Origin of the sequence: Clostridium peptidivorans, assembly GCF_900205925.1 — a bacterium.
GTDB classification, from domain to species: Bacteria; Bacillota; Clostridia; order Clostridiales; family Clostridiaceae; genus Clostridium_AK; species Clostridium_AK peptidivorans.
Map to the genome: position 1 here is coordinate 107641 of NZ_OAOD01000003.1, position 21042 is coordinate 128682.

Here is a 21042-nt window from a genome sequence, read left to right on the forward strand (position 1 = left end):
TAGATGGATTTTTTTAGTTTTTTCACTCCTAAACCAGCATCCAAGAATGTAGCAAAAGAAAGACTTAAGTTAATACTTATACATGATAGAGCAGATTTTTCTCCAGAATTGCTAGAGAATATAAGAGAAGATATTATGAAGGTAATTTCAAAGTATGTTGAAATAGATAGGGAAGATATGGAAATTAAAATGACATCAAGTGATGAAGAACAGAGTTCTTCTCCAGCACTAATTGCAAGTATTCCCATAAAGAGTATGAAAAGAAGATAATAAGGATTTAAATTAAAGCTATGTATAATTTATACATAGCTTTTTTCGACGTATATTGTTATAATTTTATAAGTAATATACCAAGTAAACGGGGGGATAAGTGTGCTAGAAAAATTAAAAATAAACAAGAAATTGTTGAGAGAATTAGATTTTAGTATAATTTTAATAGTAGCGATTATAGGACTATTTGGAGCTTTAAATGTATATAGTGCAACCCATGCAAAGGGAGGTGTAGCTGTATTTAAATCTCAGCTTATATGGCTTGCTTTGGGATTTGCTGTTATGTATTTTATATTGGTATTTGATTATTCCTTGGTGCAAGGATATGCAAATATAATATACTGGTTTGGCGTTATACTTCTTTTTTTAAATGATACCATATTTAAATCTACGGTAAATGGAGCAGGATCATGGATGAAAATAGGTTCTGTGACAATAGGACAACCTTCGGAACTTGCAAAGTTAGGACTTATAATAATGCTTGCTAAAGAATTAGATAATATGGAGTGTAATATAAATAATCTTAGAAATTTTTTTAAGTTATTAGGATATGCTGCTATTCCAATGATACTTATAGTAATACAACCAGATATGGGTATGACTATGGTGTGCTTTTTTATAGTGCTTGGAATATTTTTTGCTGCAGGGCTTGATTTAAAGATTATAGGTGGTGGAATAGCATCAGTTGCAGTTTTGATTGCTATAGTTTGGAATTCATCTCTTATGCATGAGTATTGGAAGGTGCGACTTACTTCTTTTTTAAATCCAGAAAAGGATGAATTAGGAGCAGGGCTTCAACTTATACAATCTCAAATAGGAATAGGATCCGGTGGCATACTAGGCAAAGGTTTTTTAAAGGGAACTCAAATAGAAGGTGGATTTATACCTGAAGCTCATACAGATTTTATATTTGCTGTAGTAGGAGAAGAATGGGGACTTATAGGAGCGATATTTTTACTAACGCTATATGCAATACTTATATATAAGTTTATAAAGATAGCAAGAACTTCAAAGGACGTGTTTGGTTCAATGGTTACTATTGGAGTAGTTTCTACATTTTTATTTTCAATAATGCAAAATATAGGTATGACTATAGGTGTTATGCCTATTACAGGAATAACACTACCTCTTATGAGTTATGGAGGAAGTTCGTTGATAACGGCATTTATGTCTATTGGATTAGTAATAAATATTGGAATGAGAAGGAAGAAAATTAACTTCTAATATTTGGAGGGATTTAAATGAATATAGCTTTTATAGCACATGATAAGAAAAAAGATGATATGGTAGACTTTGTGAAAAGGTACAAGGAAGTATTTCAAGATCATAATTTATTCGCAACAGGAACTACGGGAAAAAGAATAAATGAGGAGCTAGGTTTTAATGTAAAAAGACTTTTATCAGGGCCTATAGGTGGAGATCAACAAATAGGGGCAATGGTAGCTGAAGGTAGAATGGATTTTGTAATGTTTTTAAGAGATCCTCTTACATCTCAGCCTCATGAACCAGATGTAAATGCACTACTTAGAATATGTGATGTACACCATGTGCCTCTAGCTACAAACTTAGCATCGGCAGAAGTCTTTGTTAAGGCATTGAAGGCATACATGTAGGATATTACGACGTTTTTAATGCTCTGGGTCGTACAGAATTTTCATCTAGGAAGGCGTTCATTTCGCCTAGAACGGCTAATATTTATAAATTTAAAATTTCTAAGCCGCCTGAACTCGCTGTCGCTCAGACAGTAGACGGCTCTTAACGGTATTTTAAATTTATAAATAAAGCCGTTCTAGGACTCATTCAATGCTTTCTACGATGAAAATTCTATGCTCCCAGAGCATTAAAAAGTTCTTCATGTAAACTGCCGAAGGAAGAAATTCAGTCAACTGAACTTATAAAATATTTTAGAACTTAACACATAAAAATCTTTTTAAAAGGAATTTTTGCCAAAGCGAAATTCCCTCCTTTAGTAAGGTAAGCATGAATGATATTTTTAATGTTGAACATGAGCAGGGAATTTGCATTGTAGAAAGCATTGAGCAAGCAATTAAAAGCTCTTTATTTCTGATTTTAAGGTGACGTATAGAGCCTTCTACTGTTTGAGCTGCAGACGAGTTTAGAAGGCTTAGGCGCCTTAAAAGGAAGAAATATTAGAGCTTTTTTGCGTAGCGAACGGTTGCATGATTTATAGAAATCTTTGATTTCGTTATAAATCACCACATCTCAGGTACTGAGATGTTTCATTAATTATGCAAATTTCCTGCGGGAGGTTCAACATTAAAAACGTTATCTTATTTTTATGTAATAACTTTCCTTCCTTATAAATATATATATATCAGAGATTTTTTACAACTGCTGTAAAAATGAGTGATACTGAAGGAGGAGAAAGCATGGGAAACTATAATAATCAGTATGAAGATTATTATAAATCCTTAAGAAAAAATTTTAACACAGGATATACAGGCTCACAAAGGAAAAGTTCAAGTGGGATAGGAGAATATTTCCTTAAAAGGCTTCCTAGAGATTTAATTGGAGCTTTAAGTTTAATACTTGTCATTATGTTTTGTAAATTAGTTGTAACTCCAAAAACTCAGGCAGTTTATAATTATTCCAAGAGTTTAGTAAATGAAAGCTATGATTATAAAAGTGCTTTTGCTAAAGTAAAGAGCTTGAATGTGGTAAAGGTCGAAGATAAGGTAACAAATTGGATGGAAACGCTTAAAAGTAAGATTAGTGGTGAAAAAACTTTTAAAGATAAAGTAAAGGAGAATTTTACACTTCCTGTTCAGGGTCAAATAACATCACCCTATGGATACAGAATTGATCCAATAGATAAGAAAAGAGCTTTTCATGAGGGTGTAGATATAGAGGTAAAGGAAGGAACGGAGGTTAAATGTTCATCCAGTGGCACGGTTAAAGATTGTGGACAAGATGAGAAGCTAGGTAATTATATAGTGATAGATCATGGTGATGGCATAGAAACAAAGTATGGTCATTTAAAAGAAATAAAGGTTAAAAAAGGAGATGTTGTAAAAAGTAGTAGTGTAATTGCGTTAAGTGGAAATACAGGCAAGTCTACAGCACCTCATTTACACTTTGAATTTTTATATATGGGTGAAAATAAAGATCCTAAGGAATTTATAGCAATTTAAGAAATGGAGAATATGAACTTGATAAAGGTAAGTAAATATTTTTTTCCTTATATAATAGTACTTATATTAATAGGTTATAGGGAGAAGATACTTATATCTTTTCTAATAGTTTTTTTGCATGAACTAGTACATTATAAAACTGCTAAAATGCTTGGATTTAATGGCTTTGATATACAAATAATGCCTGTAGGTACTGCACTTAAATTAATAGATATAGATGAAGCATCACCAAAAGAAGATTTAATAATTTCTTTGTCTGCTCCATTTATAAATTTAATTTGTGCAGTATTTTTTTATATTCTGTATCATAAATATAAATTTGATATTTTAAATGAATTATACCAATGTAATTTTATCATTGGTTTTATTAACATGCTTCCTGCATTTCCACTAGATGGTGGAAGAGCGTTAAGGAATATTATAAATATAAAATTTATATATAGAAAAGCAAACACTATAAGTATTTATACAAGTATTATAGTAGGGATTTTACTTATGACATATTATCTTTTTTTGTTTTTGGGTGGAACACTCAATATAAGTATAGGAGTTATAAGTATATTTATAATAGCTTCAGCCTTGAAAGAAAGGGAAAGGATATGCTATGTTATTATGAAGGATATAATAAAAAAGAAGATTAAATTTTTAAAAAGAGGGTATATAGAAAATAGGGGAATATCTGTGCATTGTAAAAAGGATTTGCTTTTCATTTTAAGCTTGGTGGAAAAAAATAAATACAATATGTTTTTAATATTAAATGATGACATGAAGCTTATAAAAACTATATATGAAGAGGAAATAATTGAGGCTTTAAAAGTTTATGGAAATATAATCATAGAAGAGTATATAAACATGAAGCAATAATTGATAAAATAAATTTCAATTTATAACTATATGTGCTAGAATATAAAATTGAGTACGTAAGAGGAGGTAATTAGATGAATTTCGTTTCAGATGATATTTTATTTAAAGTAGAAAAACCAGCTAGATATATAGGCGAGGAGTTAAATTCATATAAAAAGGACAAAAGTAAGGTAGATATAAGATATGCATTTTGTTTCCCAGATGTTTACGAGGTTGGAATGTCTCATTTAGGCACAAAGATATTATATTACTTGCTAAATGAAAGAGAAGATACCTTTTGCGAAAGAGTTTTTGCACCATGGCCAGATATGGAAGAACAATTAAGAAAAAATAATATCCCACTATACGCACTAGAAAGCAAAGATTCACTAAAGAAATTTGATATTTTAGGATTTACTTTACAATATGAAATGAGTTACACCAATATATTAAACATGTTAGATATGGCAGGAATCCCTGTTAGAGCTTCACAAAGAGGAGAAGATGATCCAATTGTTATGTTTGGAGGACCATGTGCATATAATCCAGAGCCTCTTTATGATATAGCAGATTGTTTTGTACTAGGAGAAGGTGAAGAAATTACAAATGAATTATTAGATGTATATAAGGAATTTAAGGGAAAGCCTAAGAAGGAATATTTGAAGGCAATATCAAAAATTCAAGGTATATACATTCCATCATTATATGAAGTGTCCTACAATGAAGATGGAACTATACAGGAATTTAAGCCTACAGAAGAAGGAGTACCTAAAACAGTTAAAAAAAGAATAATAAAAAACCTAAATGATGTGGCTTATCCAGATAAGTTAATAGTTCCTTATTGTGAAATAGTACATGACAGAATTACACTTGAAACTTTTAGAGGATGCACACGTGGATGTAGATTTTGTCAAGCAGGTATGATTTACAGGCCATTAAGAGAAAAGAAAACAGATACACTAATGGAACTTGCTGAGAAGCTTATAAGAAACACAGGTTATGAAGAAATTTCACTTACTTCATTAAGTATTTGTGACTATTCAGATATTGGAAATTTAATAAATTCTTTAATGGAAAAGTATAAGAATGAGAAGATAGGAGTATCACTTCCATCTATTAGAATAGACTCCTTTTTTGTAGAACTTATTAATGAGATTCAAAAGGTTAGAAAAACAGGACTTACTTTTGCTCCAGAAGCTGGAAGCCAAAGAATGAGAGATGTTATAAATAAGGGAGTTACAGAAGAAGATTTAATAAGATCTGTAAGTAGTGCCTTTAATTCAGGATGGTCTACAATTAAGCTTTACTTTATGCTAGGACTTCCATATGAAACTCTCGAAGATGCTAAAGGTATAGCAGATCTTACTGAAAAGGTTGTAAATGAATATTATAAGGTTCCTAAGGATAAGAGAAAAAAGGGATTAAAGGTTACAGCAAGTGCTGCAATATTTGTTCCAAAGCCTTTTACTCCATTTCAATGGGTAGCACAAGCATCACAGGAAGAAGTTATGGAAAAGGTCTATGCAGTTAAGGATAATATTAAGAGTAGAGCTATAAGTTTTAATTATCATGCCTCTAAAGTTAGCTTTTTAGAAGCTATTTTTGCGAGAGGAGATAGAAAACTTTGTGATGTATTAGTAGAAGCCTTTGAAAATGGAGCTAAATTTGATGGATGGTCTGAGCACTTTAAATATGATGTTTGGATGAATGCTTTTGAAGAATGTAATATATCTGGGGATTTTTATGCTTATAGAGATAGAAGTTATGATGAAATATTACCTTGGGACTTTATTGATATAGGAGTTAATAAAAAATTCTTAATAGATGAAAATGAAAGAGCAAAGAGAGCGGAAGTGCTTCCAGATTGTCGTCTTGGATGTACTAACTGTGGAGTAAATGTAAATCTTGAAGGGAAGTGTTTTGAAGGTGCGTTATTTAATAAAGTTCAGTAAGGAAAGCAATATAAAATTTATATCTCATTTAGATTTAATGAGAACTATACAAAAGATAATAAAAAGGGCAGCGCTTCCTATAGAGTATTCAAAAGGATTTAACCCACATATGACTATTTCTATAGCTCAGCCTTTATCCGTTGGAGTATACTCTTCAGGAGAATATATGGATGTTGTATTAAAAGAAGAAATAGATGAAAATGAGATAAAGGAAAGATTAAGTATAAATGTTCCTTCAGGAGTAAAAATACTTGAAGTTATAAAGGTTAAAAGCTTAAGCGACAAAAAAGTACCTCAATCTATGGCGGCTATTGAGGCAGCTAAGTATGAAATAGCTATAAAATACACTGATTCTTCTATTTTAGGAGAAGAATTAAAAAAACTTCCAAGATTAAATGAATGGAATGTTATTAAGAAAGGTAAAAATGGAGAAAAGGAAGTAAATATAAAGCCTTTAATCAAAGAATTTAAATATAAATTAGAAGATAACATATTAAAATTACAGGTACTATTAAGTGCAGGAAGTAAGGAGAATTTATCTTCTGATCTACTGGGGAAATTTATAAAAGAAAATACTACTGGAGTTAATGAGGAAGCATTTGTTGATATTAAAAGAAAAGATATGTATGGACTTAAAAATAATAAATATATACCTCTAATTGAATTACTTTCTAATTATTAAAGGGTGTGAGATAGTTTGAAGGAAATCTTTATTGAACGCAGTGATAAGTTATTAAGAATTGCTGTGAAAAAAAATAATAAATTAAAGGAATGCTTTATTGAAGAAGAAAGCATGGAGCCTTCTCCAGGAGAAATTTATAAGGGTATCGTGAAAAATATTGTGCCAGGAATAAAGTGTGCATTTATAGATGTAGGATATAAAGAAAACTGTTATATGTATATGGATAGGAAGTTTAAAAATACTAATCTTAAAAAGGGAGATGAGGTATTAGTACAGGTAGTTAAAGAAAAGGTAGGTAAAAAGGGCCCTAAAGTTACCAGTGCGATATCCATTCCAGGAAGATTTTGTGTTTTAAATACTTTAGACAATGAAATGGTGTTTTCTCAAAAAATTAACGATGAAAATGTAAAAAGTAATATAAGAGATAACATAATAAAGCCAGAAGATGTAGGAGTTTTAATAAGGACAAAGGCTTCAAATGTAGATGTTAATATTATAAATGAAGAAATAGCAGAGCTCTACAATACATATAAGAGTATAAAAAGCAAACTTGCCTTTTCAAGTAAGGTAGGTATTGTATATAAGACTGGCGGAGTATTTGGAAGAATAATAAGAGATAAGCTTGACTTAGAAACCACTAAAATATATATAAATAGTGAGGAAGATTATAAGGAAATATCTGATTATTTAATAAAAAATACTGATAATAATACTCACTTAGAGTTCCATAATAATGAAAGAGAACTATTTGATTACTATGGAATAGAAAAGGATATATTAAAGCTTAGAAATCATAAGGTTCAATTAAACTGTGGTGGATATATAATAATTGAAAAAACTGAAGCTATGTATGTAGTAGATGTTAATTCAGGAAAAAATATAGGAAATGGATCGCTTAAAAAAACTGCATTTATTACGAATCTTCAAGCAGCGGAGGAGATTGCTCATCAAGTAAGACTTAGAAATTTAAGTGGGATTATACTTATAGACTTTATTGATATGGAAGATAGAGAAAATAAAGATAAAGTATATGAAAAACTTTTAAAGGGATTTGAAGATGATAAAAGTAAAACTGTAGTATATCCTTTTACAGAATTAAACCTAGTGCAAATTGCTAGAAGAAGAATGGGAAAATCTATATATGAATATATAGAAGAGGAGTGTTCTTCATGCCATGGTAAGGGAATGCGATTGAAGCTTTCTTATGTAGAACTTTTAATAAAAAATGAAATAGAAAAAATAGCAAATCAGAAAGAAATAAGAAATATATATATAGAGGTAAATGAAATATATAAAAATGATATAAAAAATGATATATTAGAATTTATAAAAAGTATAGATGCACTAGATAAATGTATATATTTAAATTATATTTCTGGAGAAGAATTCTTTAGTGTCGAACCATTATTATTTATAAATCAAATGGAAAATCTAAAATTATACAAGGTATATGGATAAATGCTTTACAAGCATAATTATTTATGATAAAATGGCTTTTGTAGACCGCTCAGAAAAGGTAAAAATCACAGGAGATTTTTGTGTACCTTAATTGGCGAGACTGGTTTGAGGAGGTGTTTTGAATGTACGCAGTTATAGTTACTGGAGGAAAGCAATACAAAGTTGCTGAAGGAGACGTAATATACGTTGAAAAGCTAAATGCAGAAGCAGAAGCTAATGTAGAAATTACAGAAGTTCTTGCTGTAAGCAAAGAAAATGGCGAATTTGTTATTGGAAAGCCTGTAGTTGAAGGAGCAAAAGTTACTGCTAAAGTTGTAAAGCAGGGCAAAGCTAAGAAAATACTTGTTTTCAAGTATAAGAGAAAGAAAGACTACAGAAAGAGACAAGGACATAGACAGCCATACACAATGTTACAGATAGAAAAGATTAATGCTTAATTATGATTAGCATTATTTTTCAAAGAAAAGAAGAAAAAATAGTTTCTTTTAACATAAGTGGGCATGCAGAGTCTGTAGACGAAGGATATGACCTTGTGTGTTGTGCAGTTTCAGCTATTTCTATTACATTTGCTAATGGAATTACTGAAATATTGAACATAGATGCTCCTACTAAAGTAAAGGATGGTTTTTTAAGCTTGTGCTTAGAAGGTATTTCTAAAGCTAAAGTAGAAGAGTGTCAAGTACTTTTAGAAACTATGCTTTTAGGATTAAAAAATGTAGAATATAGCTACGGTGATTATATAAATATCATAGTAGAGGAGGTGTAACTCATGATACTAATGAACCTTCAGTTATTTGCTCATAAAAAAGGGGTAGGTAGCTCAAGAAATGGTAGAGATAGTGAATCTAAAAGACTTGGAGTAAAGTCTGCTGATGGACAGTTCGTTTTAGCTGGAAACATATTAGTTAGACAAAGAGGTACTAAGATACATCCAGGTAACAACGTAGGTAGAGGATCAGATGATACTTTATTTGCTAAAATAGATGGTATAGTTAAGTTTGAAAGATTAGGAAGAGACAAGAAGAAAGCTTCTGTTTACCCAGTAGACGTAGAAGAAGTTGTTGTAGCTGAATAATTTAAAGCACCCTTAATATTTTAGGGGTGCTTTTTTTAAGTGAATTAATATTTATTTTTTGATATTAATAAGTATCAGTATGGCAATATATTTGGATAGAATTTTATTAAATTGCTAATAATTATATTATTAATGATATAATTATAATTAGTTTTACATAGGAGAGATGAATATATGTTTATAGATAAAGCCAAAATTTTTATAAAATCTGGAGACGGCGGAAATGGAGCTGTTTCTTTTAGACGTGAAAAGTATATCCCTTTAGGAGGGCCAGATGGAGGAGATGGAGGAGATGGAGGAGATGTGGTTTTAGTAGCTGACCCTAATATGACAACTCTTTTAGATTTTACATATAAAAGGAAGTATAAAGCTGAAGCAGGGCAAAGTGGAGCAGGTTCTAAGTGCTACGGAAAAGATGGAGAAGATTTATACATAAAGGTTCCAATGGGTACTGTTATAAAAGAAGTAGAAAGTGGCAAGGTAATGGCTGACTTGTCTCATGCTAACGATAAATTTGTTGTAGCTAAAGGTGGTAAGGGAGGTAAAGGGAATGTTAAATTTTGTACCCCTACTAGACAGGCACCTAATTTTGCAGAACCAGGTATGCCAGGAGAAGAATTTAATATAGTATTAGAGCTTAAACTACTTGCAGACGTAGGACTACTAGGATTTCCTAATGTAGGGAAGTCAACGATGCTCTCTATGGTTTCAAATGCTAGACCTAAAATAGCTAATTATCACTTTACAACCTTAAGTCCGAATTTAGGAGTTGTAGGATTATCAGGTATAGAGCCTTTTGTTATAGCAGATATTCCAGGTATTATTGAAGGAGCTGCTGAAGGAGTAGGACTTGGATTAGACTTCTTAAGACATATAGAAAGAACGAGACTTTTAATACATGTAGTAGATATTTCCGGAATAGAAGGAAGAGATCCTTACGAGGATTTTCTAAAAATAAATGAGGAATTAAAAAGATATAGTGTAAAGCTTTGGGATAGACCGCAAATAGTGGCTGCTAATAAGATAGATATATTACAAGATGAAAGTAAATTTGAAGAATTTAAAGAAAAGGTAGAAAAGCTTGGATACAAAAATGTATTTGAGATTTCAGCAGCTACAAGACAGGGTGTTGATGATTTAATGAAGGAAGCAGCAAGAATACTTTCAACAATACCTGTAGTAGACCTTGAAATAAAAGAAGCAGATAAATTTGTACCTGAAGAAAAGAAATTTACTTATACTATAAGACAAGAAGAAGATACATTTATAGTAGAGGGAAGCTTTGTGGACAGATTGCTTGCTAGTGTAAATGTAAATGATCCAGATGGGCTTAGATATTTCCATACTGTACTTAAAAATAAGGGTATAATAGATGAATTAGTACAAATGGGAATTGAAGATGGTGATATTGTAAGATTAAATCATTTTGAATTTGAATTTATATTGTAATTTTAAGTATTGGAGGGGTAAGTATGATTACTAGTAAACAAAGAAGTTATTTAAGATCTATTGCTCATGATATGCAGCCTATATTCCAGATTGGAAAAGGTGGTATAGAAGAGAGCATGTTAAAGCAAATAGATGAGGCATTAGAAGCAAGAGAAATTATAAAGATAAAGGTGTTAAATAATAGCGGATTAGAGGCAAGGGAAGCATCAGATATAATATGTGAAGAGTTAAATTGTGAAGGAATTCAGGCAATTGGAAATAAAATAGTTTTATACAGAAGATCAGTTAAAAAACCAAAAATTGAATTGCCATAAATGAGTTTAGGGGGGGAGAAAAGTATGAAGAAAATAGCTATATTTGGAGGTACCTTTGATCCTATTCATAATGGGCACCTCTATATAGCCTATGAGGCTTTATATAAACTTAATTTAGATGAAATAATATTTATGCCGTCAGGCATTCCCCCTCATAAAACAAAAAGAAAGCTTGCAAGTCCCTTTTTCAGATATGAAATGGTAAGGATAGCTACAAAAAATGAAAAAAGGTTCACTGTAAGTGATTATGAAATAAACAAAAAAAATATAAGTTATACTTTTGAAACTCTTCAGTATTTTGCAAATAAATATCCTAATGCATCTTTGTACTTCGTTACAGGAGCTGATGGATTAATGGATATAGAAAATTGGAAGAATGTAAAAGAAATATTTAAGCTTTGTAATTTAGTAGTATTTAATAGACCTGGAAATGATAAATATGATATAATTTTCCAAAAGAGAAAATTAGAAGAAAAATATAAAGGAAATATAATTTTTTTAGATATACCTTTATTAGATATTTCATCTACAAATATAAGAAATTTAATTTCACAGGGAAGAAATATAAGTTGTTTTGTTCCAGAAGGTGTATACAATACTATAAAAGAATTAAAGCTATATGATTAATTTTATGGGAGTGATAGGGATGTGGAGCGAAGAAAAAATGGAGCAGTATTTAAAAGAAAATTTAGACTCCAAAAGATATGCCCACAGTATAAGTGTTAGAGATACAGCTGTAGAAATGGCAGAACAATTCAATGAAGATATAAATAAATCAAGAATGGCCGGGCTTCTTCATGATTGTGCTAAAAATTTAAGAGGATATGAACTTATAAATACTGCTAAAAAATATGGGTATAATGTATCAGAAATATATCAAAGGAGTCCTCAGCTTCTACATGGTCTCGTTGGAGCTATAATTGCAAAAGAAATTATGGGTGTAAAGGATAAGGAAGTTTTTAATGCTATAGCTTATCATACCACGGGAAGAAGAAATATGACTATGTTAGAAAAGATGATATATTTGGCAGATTATATAGAACCGCTAAGAAAATATCCTGGGGTAAGTGAGATAAGAGAGTTAACCTATAATGATATAAATAAAGCAGTATTACGTTCTTTTGACAATACAATAAAATATGTAATAGATAGAGGGCAAATGATCCATCCAAATACCATAGAAGGAAGAAATTACTTAATTAAAATATTGGGGGATTAAAATGGAAGAAAAAAATAAATCTAAAAAAAATAAAAAAAGAGGAAAAAAGAAGTCCCATAGGGGATCTGTACTTCTTATAGTTTTCTTTTTAATACTTGCTACAGTTGGAGGGTTTTATCTATATCTTTTAAATTTTAGCGGTAATTCATCTAAACTTCCAAGTCCTAACATAAGTAAACAAGTAGAAAAAAATGAACCAGTTAATATTTTAGTTATGGGAGTTGATATCGGAAATCCTAAGAATGCAGCAGAACCTAAGAGAACGGATACAATGATTTTGCTTCATTATAATCCAGTAAATCAGAAGGCAGATATGATTTCAATTCCTCGTGATACTTTAATACAGATTAATGGAAAAAATCAAAAGATAAATGCTGCTCATGCTTTTGGTGGAGTAAATTTGTTAGTTGAAGAGGTAGAAGAATTATTAGACATAGATGTAAATTACTATGCTAAGGTAGATTATAATGGATTTAGAAATGTAATAGATAGTATTGGCGGAGTCGATGTAACGATACCTAATAATATGTATTATGATGATGCTTCACAAAACTTGCATATTAACTTCAAAAAAGGTGAAACTGTACATCTGGATGGGAAAAAGGCAGAGGAATTCTTTAGGTGGAGACAAAACAATGATGGTACAGGTTTGGCAAATGGAGATATTGGAAGAATAGAAAATCAACATATGCTTATGGAGAAAGTAATAGATAAGTTTAAAAGTCCTGCAATTCTTCTAAGAATACCAAGCTTAATGTCAGCTCTTCCAAAGTATGTGGAAACAAATATGAATCCAGATGAAATTATTAAATATGCTTATAATTTTGGGTATAAAGTAGATAAATCAAATATGAAAATGACCACGCTTCAAGGGGAAGGTCAATATATAAATGGAGTATCTTATTATATATTCAAAAAAAGCTTAAACAAACAAATACTAACAGTCTTACATGAAGGAAGTAACGTAAAAACTTTTGATAAAAACAGTTTTAAAATTGATATATTAAATGGAACAAATAGAAATGGATTAGCAGCTAGAGTATCTTCTAAGCTTCAGCAAAAGGGATATGTAAATATAAAAACAGCAAATGGTAATAAAAGTACTAAATCTAAATTGATAGTGCACGGATTAAGTAAGGAAGCAGAGCAGACATTAAAAAGAGATTTTAATATAGAAAATATTGAATATAATGTAGATGGAGAAAATAATTATATCAAAGTTATATTAGGAGATGATTTTAAAGAATAGTCATATCCAAAGGAGAAATAATAATGAGCAATAAATTAACTTTTAAAATAAAGGAACATGAAGGCTCAAAAATAAAGGATTACTTGAAGTCAGTAGAACTTTTATCTAGTAGATTAATTAGAGGAGCAGCAAAAGAAGGACGAATTAAGGTTAATGGTGAAAGAGTAAATTTGAGATATATTTTAAAGTCTCAGGATATGGTTGAAGTTGATATAAATAAAGAAGAAAGCCAGGACATAGAACCAGAAGATATGAATTTAAAAGTTATATATGAAGATGATGATATAATTGCTGTAGATAAGCCACCAGGAATAGTTGTACATCCTACCAAAAGTCATCTTTCAGGAACTTTAGCTAATGGGATATTATATTACTTTAAGGAGAAGGGAGAAAATTGTATAGTAAGATTGGTAAGCAGACTAGATATGGATACATCTGGAGTTATAATAATAGCTAAAAACCAATTTTCCCATGCAGCTTTGTCTCGAGAAATGCAAGAAAATGCATTTAAAAAGGAATACATTGCTTTAGTTCATGGCATAATGGATAAAAGTGAAGGTACAATAGACTTACCTATATATAGAGTCGGAGAAGGAACAATAAAAAGAGTGATAGATGAAAGAGGCCAAAGGAGCATAACTCATTATGAAGTTTTAGAAACCTTTAAAAATGCTACTTTAGTTAAACTTTTACTTGAAACTGGAAGAACTCATCAAATAAGGGTTCATTTAAGTCACTTAGGATTTCCTCTTTTTGGAGATAAGATATATGGTGAAGAGAACAATGATGAAGAATATATTAATAGACAAGCGCTTCATGCATATAAAGTAGCATTTCCACATCCAAAAGATAAACATATTGTAGATTTAGAAAGCCCTTTACCTGAGGATATAAAAAGATTAATAGAAAAATTAAAGGCTTTGGGTTAATATCTACCCCTAAGCCTTTTTTTACGTTTATTTTGTTTAATTTTTTTAATTATTAAAAGTAAAATCAATAATAAGAAAGTAAAAGTTGCTATATACATAATCATAGGAAGCTTTTTTTCAGAAGTAGCAGCATTTAAAAACTTATTAGGCTCATAGTCTTGTCCGGCTAAAAGCTTTAGTGAGCCTAAGGATTTATCATTTAAAACAACAGTACCTTCTGATAAAATGTCGCCTTTCTTAAATGATTTATCAAAAATACTAGTATTTTCGTTGTGTAAATTTATAGCAGGTATAGAAGATGAATTTTTTTCTTTTACATAATAAAAATCTTTCTCCGATAATAATGGAACTGATAAATTATCTTTCTCATAATTTGTTACAAGTTCACCTTGAGAATAAAGTTTTGCAAGCTCAAAATTATTAAATCCGTAGTCAAATAAATTTGCTGCATCTTTAAAGTAAGTTTTATTTTTGTCGTGTATAAGTGCAACTATAAGCTTTTGTCCATTTCTTTCAGCAGTAGCTACATAAGAATGATCAGATTGAATAGTATATCCTGTCTTACCGCCTTGACAATCTTTGTAGTAATATTGAGAACTTTTTTGAACAAGTCTGTTTCCATTCCATAAAGGTCTTTCTTTTTTCATTTTATTTGTAGGTGCAATTTTATAAGATGAAGTTGTGGAAATTTCAGTGTATTCAGGGTGTTTAATTAATTCTCTCATTATTAGTGATAAGTCTTTTGCAGATGTCTTATGCTTATCATCATACAATCCATTTGGATTTACAAAGTTAGTACTTGTTGCACCAAGTTCTAAAGCACGTTTATTCATTAAATTTGCAAATTCTTCTTTAGTGCCTGATATATGTTCAGCCAAAGCTTCGGCAGCATCGTTAGCTGATGCAAGTAAAAGAGCGTATAATAGATCCTTTACTTTTAATTGTTCTCCTTCTTCTATGTATATTTTACTTCCATCTTCCAAAGGTGGTTTTGCACCAATAGTTACTATATCTTCTAAATTACAATTTTCAAGCGTAAGTAAGGCTGTCATTATTTTAGTGGTGGAAGCTGGGGGATAAGGTGAAGTCATATTTTTACTATAAATTACTTCTCCTGTAGAAGCATCCATTAGTACTGCACCATCTGCAGATACTTCTGGCGGCTTAACCGCAGCAGAAACAGTGTTATTTAAAAATAATGCTAGCAATATGATAACGTTTAAAAAAAATTTACATATTTTTTTCATTTCATCTCCTCCAATTGTTATAAAAATAATTATAGCAAAAAATTTATTCTAATGCGATATTAATTATTGAAAATTGACAATAATTCTAAATAGCAATATATTCAGAAGGAGGAAAATTCCTTGAAAATTAAGGTGCGAAACAAAAAAGTATATGGTTCTTTATTCATATTATGTATATTTATCATTTTTTTAACTGTAGGGTATAGGGTATCTAATATCAATAAACCTGCTAAAGATCAAGAGATATTTGAAGATGATGGCATAGAAGATAAAGATGAAGGTGGAAAGATAATAGTATATATAAATGGAGAAATAAAAAATCCTGGAGTATACACACTTAAAGAAAATAGCAGAGTAGAAAATATAATAAAAGCTGCAGGGGGATTTACTGAAAAAGCCGATAAAGAAAAAATAAATCTAGCTAAAAAATTAAAGGATGAAGATTATATATTAATAAACAAAAAAGTAGATGAATCAAGTAATAATAGTATATCAAATGAAGAAGCAAAATCTAAAGGAGAAGCTTCATCTAAAGATCATGATAAAGTGAACTTAAATACTGCAACTAAAGAAGAGCTAAAAACTATCCCAGGAGTAGGTGACGTAACTGCACAAAGAATAATAGATTATAGAGAGGAAAAAGGAAGTTTTAGTTCCATTGAAGAGTTAAAAAATGTAGAACGAATCGGCGATAAAAGCTTTGAAAAAATAAAAGAATACGTAGATGTAATGTAATTGTCTAAAACAAAGCATTGATATATAATTAAACTAAATTGCACTGAATCAAATTTTGAAGAAAGAAGGTGTCTTGGCGTGGACATAAAAAGACTTACTGAGATGTCATCTCATTCTGGATGAGCGGCTAAGATAGGACCAGAAACTCTTTCCAGTATCTTAGGCAGGTTGCCTAAGATGGAAGATGAAAATTTATTAGTAGGAATTGAGACTTCAGATGATGCTGCTGTTTATAAAATAAATGAAGATACTGCGTTAATACAAACTTTAGACTTTTTTACTCCAGTTGTAGATGATCCTTATATATATGGTCAAATTGCAGCGTGTAATTCTTTAAGTGATGTATATGCTATGGGAGGTAAGCCAACAGTAGCTTTAAATATAGTAGGATTTCCAAGTTGTCTTCCTATAGAAATGTTAGGTGAAATATTACGAGGGGGAGCAGAAAAGGTAATAGAGGCAGGGGCAGTTGTAGTAGGTGGACACTCTATAGAAGATAACGAGCCTAAGTATGGGTTGTCTGTTACAGGACTTGTACATCCAAATAAAATACTTAAAAACTATGGAGCAAAAGAGGGAGATGTATTAATTCTTACAAAGCCTTTAGGTACAGGAATAATGAATACTGCTATAAAGGCAAGTATGGCGAGTAAACGTGGATATGATGAAGCAGTGAAAATAATGACAACTTTAAATAAATATGCAGCAGATGTAATGTTAAAATATGAGATAAATGCTTGTACGGATGTAACTGGATTTGGACTTATGGGTCATAGTTATGAAATGGCTTCTTCGTCAGATGTGTCTTTTCAAATATATAAGGATTTAATTCCTTATATTGAAGAGGCAAAGGAACATGCTAATATGGGAATGGTTCCAGCAGGAACTTATAAAAATAAAAGCTATTTAAAGGATAAGTATGTGCTGAGTGGAGTTTCAGAGTGGATGGAGGATATTTTATTTGATCCTCAAACTTCAGGAGGGCTTTTAATATCTTTAAATAGTAAATATGGAAAAAGTATTATGGAGGAATTATCTAATTTAGAATTAGAAAGTTCTATCATAGGAAAAGTAGTTGCAAAGCAAGAAAAAACAATAATAGTTGAATAGTTATATAGGCGAATAGGTGAATTGATGGATAAGAATGGTTTGCTAAGAAATCTTCCTAAAATAGATGAACTTCTTAAAGAGGATAAATTAAATTACGCTTTAAATACGAGCTCTAGAATTATAATTTTAGAAGCTGCAAGAAAAGTTATAGATTGTTATAGAGGAAAATTATTAAAAGAAGAAATTAAAGACTATAGTAAAGAAGAAGTTATAGAAGAAATCTTAAAAGAAATAAATAAGAAATCTCTAAGTAATTTGAGGAAAGTTATAAATGCCACAGGAGTAATTATTCATACAAACCTTGGAAGATCCATTTTGTGCAAAGAGGCTGTAAAAAATGTAATGAATGTATGTGAAAGTTACTCTAACTTAGAATATAATCTTGAAAAAGGCTCAAGGGGAACAAGGTATGAACATATAGAACAATTAATTACTAAACTGACTGGAGCAGAAGCAGCTTTAGTTGTAAACAACAATGCTGCAGCTGTAATGCTTACATTAAATACATTATGTAATGATAAGGAAGCTATAGTTTCTAGAGGAGAGTTAGTTGAAATAGGTGGATCTTTCAGAGTGCCAGATGTTATGAGATTTAGTGGAGCAAAGCTTGTAGATGTGGGAACCACTAATAGAACACATTTATATGATTATGAAAATTATATAAATGAAAACACAGGAGTGCTTTTAAAGGTACATACTTCTAATTTTAAAATATTAGGATTTACAGAAAGTGTGTCCTTAGAAGAAATGGCGGCACTAGGTGACAAATATAACATCCCTGTAATGGAAGACATAGGAAGTGGAACTTTAATAGACTTTTCAAAGTATGGATTAAGCTATGAGCCCACAGTACAAGCAAGTGTAAAGAATGGTATAGATGTAGTAACTTTCAGTGGTGATAAGATGCTTGGAGGGCCTCAAGTAGGGATAATAGTGGGAAAACAGAAATACATAGATGAAATGAAAAAAAATCAGTTAACAAGAGCTTTAAGAATAGATAAAATTACGCTTGCAGCTCTTGAAGGAACTTTAAAAATGTATCTAGATGAAAGTTTAGCAGTAGAGAAGATACCTACTTTATATATGATATTAAGTGATGAAAAAATACATGAAAAAAGAGCTTATGAATTATCGGAAAGACTAAAAAAGGAACTAAATGATAATTGGAGGATAAGGGTGGATAAGGATTATTCCATGGTTGGAGGCGGATCCATGCCAGAGGAAAAGATAAATACTTACGTTGTTAAAATTAAGAACTCTGTTTATAAGCCAGTGCAATTAGAAGAAATACTAAGAAAAAATGAAACACCTATAATTATCCGCATAAGTAAGGACGAAATTATAATGGATTTAAGAACTATTTATGACAAAGATTTTGAAATAATAGTAGAAGCTTTAAAAGATAAATAACCTCAAGAAATAGAAAGGAGAGAGGAGGGTATGGATGAAACATATTATAATTGGAACGGCAGGACATATAGATCATGGAAAAACTACTCTTATTAAAGCATTAACAGGTAGAAATACGGATAGATTAAAGGAAGAAAAGCAAAGAGGTATATCCATAGACTTGGGATTTGCCTTTTTTGATCTGCCATCTGGTAATAGAGCAGGTATAGTTGATGTTCCAGGACATGAAAAGTTTATAAAGAATATGCTTGCAGGAGTTCAAGGAATAGATGTAGTTTTAATGGTTATTGCAGCAGATGAAGGGGTAATGCCACAAACCGTTGAACATCTTCAAATACTAAGACTTTTGGGAATAAAAAATGGATTAATAGTCGTCACTAAATGTAGCAAAGTAGATAGAGAATGGCTAGAAGAAATTAAATTAGATATTAGAGAAAAGTTTAAGGATACATTTTTAGAAGATGTGGATATACATGAAGTAGATTCAATTACAGGGCTAGGGTTAAAAGGACTTGTGGCATATTTAGATAAAGCCTCAGGTGAGGTAACTGAAAAAAGTAAAGGCGGTAATTTTAGAATGCCTGTTGATAGAGTGTTTTCTATAAGTGGTATAGGAACAGTAGTAACAGGAACTATTTTAAATGGAAGTATAAATGAAGGGGATTCTATTGGAATATATACTAAAGGAATAACAAGCAAAGCTCGCAGTATACAGGTACATGATCAAAGTGTCAAAAGAGCGGAAAGTGGAGAAAGATGTGCACTAAATCTTTCTGGAATTAAAACTTTAGAAGTTAAAAGAGGAGATATAATAGCTTCGGTAGACTCACTGACTCCTTCATTTATAATAGACTGTAAACTCAACTATCTTAAAAGTAATGAAAAGGTACTAAAAAATAATCAAAGAATAAAAGTTTATCATGGCACGTCTGAAATAATAGGAAGAGTAAGTATTTTAGATAAGGAAGAAGTTATTCCAGGAGAAGAAGCATATATACAAATCAGGCTCGAGGAAGAAATTGCATGTAAAAGAGAAGATAAATTTGTAATAAGAAACTATTCTCCCATGGTGACTTTAGGTGGAGGAACTATAATTGAACCTTTAGGTAAAAAAACAAAAAGATATAATGAAAGTTATATAAATGAACTAATTGTAAAAGAAAAGGGAGAAAATGAAGAGATATTAGAAAAACTCATAGAAGGTTTAAGTAACACATTTCCAAAGAAAGAAGATTTGCTAAAATATTTTGCTATAAGTGAAGAAGAATTTAATAGTCAAATAAAAGTCCTATTAGAAAATAAAAAAGTATTTAATATATCATTAGATAATCAAGAAGTATATATTCACAATAATTTTTTACAAGATAAGTTAAATAAAATGTTTCAGGAATTAGAATCATTTCATGATATAAACCCTTTAAGGATGGGTATAGATAAGGAAGAGTTGAAAAGTAAAATATTTAAGCAGGGAGTAAAACCTAAAATATATGATTATATACTTTCTTATGGTATAGAAAAAGATTTAATTAGAAAAAATGATAATTATATATCTTTAAAAGAATTTAGTATAAAGTATACTGAAGTACAAAATACAATTAGAGATAATATTATAATAGAATATAAAAAAGAGTTATTTAATCCTCCAAAGTATAATGATCTGCTAAAGTTTGAAAAAAGTACACAAGACTTTGAGAAAATATATAATTTACTAATCGAATCAGGAGATCTTGTAAAACTTCCAGAGGAGGTTATTTTAAGTATTGAAGCAGTAGATCAAGCTAAAGATAAACTTATAAGTTATATTAAGGAAAATGGAAACATTAATGTAGGAAGTCTCAGAGATGAATTAAAAACCAATAGAAAAGTAGCAGTTGCTCTTTTAGAGTATTTTGATGAAATTAAATTAACTAAGAGGGTAGAAAATACAAGAATACTATATTAAGTTTAG

At 30.4% G+C, this 21042-nt stretch carries 22 protein-coding genes; 21 read left to right on the top strand and 1 reads right to left on the bottom strand.

The genetic code is table 11. The features are described from left to right. The first annotated feature begins 3 nt into the window (after positions 1–3). From minE to CRN98_RS03835, 17 genes are all read left to right on the top strand, one after another. Positions 4–270: a cell division topological specificity factor MinE gene (minE, locus tag CRN98_RS03755; protein WP_097026085.1), complete on the top strand. Its 267-nt coding sequence runs from the start codon at positions 4–6 to the stop codon at positions 268–270. Positions 271–372: 102 nt separating this feature from the next. Then, positions 373–1494 carry a rod shape-determining protein RodA gene (gene rodA / locus CRN98_RS03760; protein WP_097026086.1) on the top strand — a complete coding sequence of 374 codons (1122 nt, stop codon included), beginning with the start codon at positions 373–375 and terminating at the stop codon, positions 1492–1494. A 17-nt stretch (positions 1495–1511) separates the two neighbouring features. Beyond that, positions 1512–1883 carry a methylglyoxal synthase gene (locus CRN98_RS03765; protein ID WP_097026087.1) on the top strand — a complete coding sequence of 124 codons (372 nt, stop codon included), beginning with the start codon at positions 1512–1514 and terminating at the stop codon, positions 1881–1883. 777 nt (positions 1884–2660) lie between these two features. Then, a complete protein-coding gene (locus CRN98_RS03770) occupies positions 2661–3422 on the top strand; it encodes a M23 family metallopeptidase (protein ID WP_097026088.1) in 762 nt (253 codons plus the stop codon). Positions 3423–3440: 18 nt separating this feature from the next. Further along, complete coding sequence (locus tag CRN98_RS03775; RefSeq protein WP_097026089.1) at positions 3441–4286, top strand: M50 family metallopeptidase; 846 nt, start codon at positions 3441–3443, stop codon at positions 4284–4286. 74 nt (positions 4287–4360) lie between these two features. Further along, complete coding sequence (locus tag CRN98_RS03780) at positions 4361–6217, top strand: TIGR03960 family B12-binding radical SAM protein (protein WP_097026090.1); 1857 nt, start codon at positions 4361–4363, stop codon at positions 6215–6217. Beyond that, complete coding sequence (locus CRN98_RS03785) at positions 6186–6899, top strand: TIGR03936 family radical SAM-associated protein (protein WP_179631899.1); 714 nt, start codon at positions 6186–6188, stop codon at positions 6897–6899. The genes CRN98_RS03780 and CRN98_RS03785 overlap by 32 nt, the downstream gene beginning before the upstream one ends. 15 nt (positions 6900–6914) lie before the next feature. Beyond that, positions 6915–8357: an Rne/Rng family ribonuclease gene (locus CRN98_RS03790; protein WP_097026091.1), complete on the top strand. Its 1443-nt coding sequence runs from the start codon at positions 6915–6917 to the stop codon at positions 8355–8357. 122 nt (positions 8358–8479) lie between these two features. Then, entirely contained in the window at positions 8480–8794 is a 315-nt protein-coding gene (gene rplU, locus CRN98_RS03795) for a 50S ribosomal protein L21 (RefSeq protein WP_035308372.1), read from the top strand. A gap of 2 nt (positions 8795–8796) precedes the next feature. Further along, the gene (locus tag CRN98_RS03800; RefSeq protein ID WP_097026092.1) at positions 8797–9123 is read left to right on the top strand and encodes a ribosomal-processing cysteine protease Prp; all 327 of its coding nucleotides are present in this window, start codon (positions 8797–8799) and stop codon (positions 9121–9123) included. 3 nt (positions 9124–9126) lie between these two features. After that, entirely contained in the window at positions 9127–9432 is a 306-nt protein-coding gene (gene rpmA, locus CRN98_RS03805) for a 50S ribosomal protein L27 (protein WP_035308377.1), read from the top strand. A 174-nt stretch (positions 9433–9606) separates the two neighbouring features. Beyond that, positions 9607–10881, top strand: coding sequence for a GTPase ObgE (gene obgE / locus CRN98_RS03810; protein WP_097026093.1), 1275 nt, complete (start codon positions 9607–9609; stop codon positions 10879–10881). Between the two features lie 23 nt (positions 10882–10904). After that, positions 10905–11195 (top strand): ribosome assembly RNA-binding protein YhbY, encoded by a 291-nt coding sequence (gene yhbY, locus CRN98_RS03815; RefSeq protein WP_097026094.1) that lies wholly within the window; start codon positions 10905–10907, stop codon positions 11193–11195. Positions 11196–11219: 24 nt separating this feature from the next. Beyond that, positions 11220–11822, top strand: coding sequence for a nicotinate-nucleotide adenylyltransferase (gene nadD, locus CRN98_RS03820; RefSeq protein WP_097026095.1), 603 nt, complete (start codon positions 11220–11222; stop codon positions 11820–11822). Between the two features lie 19 nt (positions 11823–11841). After that, the gene (yqeK, locus tag CRN98_RS03825) at positions 11842–12414 is read left to right on the top strand and encodes a bis(5'-nucleosyl)-tetraphosphatase (symmetrical) YqeK (RefSeq protein ID WP_097026248.1); all 573 of its coding nucleotides are present in this window, start codon (positions 11842–11844) and stop codon (positions 12412–12414) included. Position 12415: 1 nt separating this feature from the next. Beyond that, on the top strand, positions 12416–13663 hold the full coding sequence (locus CRN98_RS03830) for an LCP family protein (RefSeq protein WP_097026096.1): 1248 nt from the start codon (positions 12416–12418) through the stop codon (positions 13661–13663). Positions 13664–13686: 23 nt separating this feature from the next. Continuing rightward, positions 13687–14592, top strand: a complete 906-nt coding sequence (locus CRN98_RS03835) for an RluA family pseudouridine synthase (protein WP_097026097.1) — start codon at positions 13687–13689, stop codon at positions 14590–14592. On the opposite strand, the gene CRN98_RS03840 is transcribed toward CRN98_RS03835, so the two are convergent. Beyond that, entirely contained in the window at positions 14589–15839 is a 1251-nt protein-coding gene (locus tag CRN98_RS03840; protein ID WP_097026098.1) for a D-alanyl-D-alanine carboxypeptidase family protein, read from the bottom strand. The two genes, CRN98_RS03835 and CRN98_RS03840, sit on opposite strands and share 4 nt — an antisense overlap. Positions 15840–15959: 120 nt before the next feature. Between CRN98_RS03840 and CRN98_RS03845 the strand changes: the two genes are divergently transcribed. The 4 genes from CRN98_RS03845 (at position 15960) to selB (ending at position 21036) form a co-directional block, all read left to right on the top strand. Beyond that, complete coding sequence (locus CRN98_RS03845; protein ID WP_242960816.1) at positions 15960–16574, top strand: helix-hairpin-helix domain-containing protein; 615 nt, start codon at positions 15960–15962, stop codon at positions 16572–16574. A gap of 102 nt (positions 16575–16676) precedes the next feature. Continuing rightward, complete coding sequence (selD, locus tag CRN98_RS03850; RefSeq protein WP_423237083.1) at positions 16677–17684, top strand: selenide, water dikinase SelD; 1008 nt, start codon at positions 16677–16679, stop codon at positions 17682–17684. A gap of 24 nt (positions 17685–17708) precedes the next feature. Then, entirely contained in the window at positions 17709–19094 is a 1386-nt protein-coding gene (gene selA, locus CRN98_RS03855; RefSeq protein ID WP_097026100.1) for an L-seryl-tRNA(Sec) selenium transferase, read from the top strand. 34 nt (positions 19095–19128) lie between these two features. Continuing rightward, on the top strand, positions 19129–21036 hold the full coding sequence (selB, locus tag CRN98_RS03860; RefSeq protein WP_097026101.1) for a selenocysteine-specific translation elongation factor: 1908 nt from the start codon (positions 19129–19131) through the stop codon (positions 21034–21036). The last annotated feature ends 6 nt before the right edge of the window (positions 21037–21042 follow it).

What these genes read in the sequence shown, in the direction of transcription:
- minE (WP_097026085.1), top strand. Translation starts at nt 4, where the DNA reads ATGGATTTTTTTAGTTTTTTCACTCCTAAACCAGCATCCAAGAATGTA.
- CRN98_RS03765 (WP_097026087.1), top strand. Translation starts at nt 1,512, where the DNA reads ATGAATATAGCTTTTATAGCACATGATAAGAAAAAAGATGATATGGTA.
- CRN98_RS03770 (WP_097026088.1), top strand. Translation starts at nt 2,661, where the DNA reads ATGGGAAACTATAATAATCAGTATGAAGATTATTATAAATCCTTAAGA.
- CRN98_RS03780 (WP_097026090.1), top strand. Translation starts at nt 4,361, where the DNA reads ATGAATTTCGTTTCAGATGATATTTTATTTAAAGTAGAAAAACCAGCT.
- rplU (WP_035308372.1), top strand. Translation starts at nt 8,480, where the DNA reads ATGTACGCAGTTATAGTTACTGGAGGAAAGCAATACAAAGTTGCTGAA.
- CRN98_RS03800 (WP_097026092.1), top strand. Translation starts at nt 8,797, where the DNA reads ATGATTAGCATTATTTTTCAAAGAAAAGAAGAAAAAATAGTTTCTTTT.
- rpmA (WP_035308377.1), top strand. Translation starts at nt 9,127, where the DNA reads ATGATACTAATGAACCTTCAGTTATTTGCTCATAAAAAAGGGGTAGGT.
- obgE (WP_097026093.1), top strand. Translation starts at nt 9,607, where the DNA reads ATGTTTATAGATAAAGCCAAAATTTTTATAAAATCTGGAGACGGCGGA.
- yhbY (WP_097026094.1), top strand. Translation starts at nt 10,905, where the DNA reads ATGATTACTAGTAAACAAAGAAGTTATTTAAGATCTATTGCTCATGAT.
- nadD (WP_097026095.1), top strand. Translation starts at nt 11,220, where the DNA reads ATGAAGAAAATAGCTATATTTGGAGGTACCTTTGATCCTATTCATAAT.
- yqeK (WP_097026248.1), top strand. Translation starts at nt 11,842, where the DNA reads ATGTGGAGCGAAGAAAAAATGGAGCAGTATTTAAAAGAAAATTTAGAC.
- CRN98_RS03830 (WP_097026096.1), top strand. Translation starts at nt 12,416, where the DNA reads ATGGAAGAAAAAAATAAATCTAAAAAAAATAAAAAAAGAGGAAAAAAG.
- CRN98_RS03835 (WP_097026097.1), top strand. Translation starts at nt 13,687, where the DNA reads ATGAGCAATAAATTAACTTTTAAAATAAAGGAACATGAAGGCTCAAAA.
- CRN98_RS03840 (WP_097026098.1), bottom strand. Translation starts at nt 15,839, where the DNA reads ATGAAAAAAATATGTAAATTTTTTTTAAACGTTATCATATTGCTAGCA.
- selA (WP_097026100.1), top strand. Translation starts at nt 17,709, where the DNA reads ATGGATAAGAATGGTTTGCTAAGAAATCTTCCTAAAATAGATGAACTT.
- selB (WP_097026101.1), top strand. Translation starts at nt 19,129, where the DNA reads ATGAAACATATTATAATTGGAACGGCAGGACATATAGATCATGGAAAA.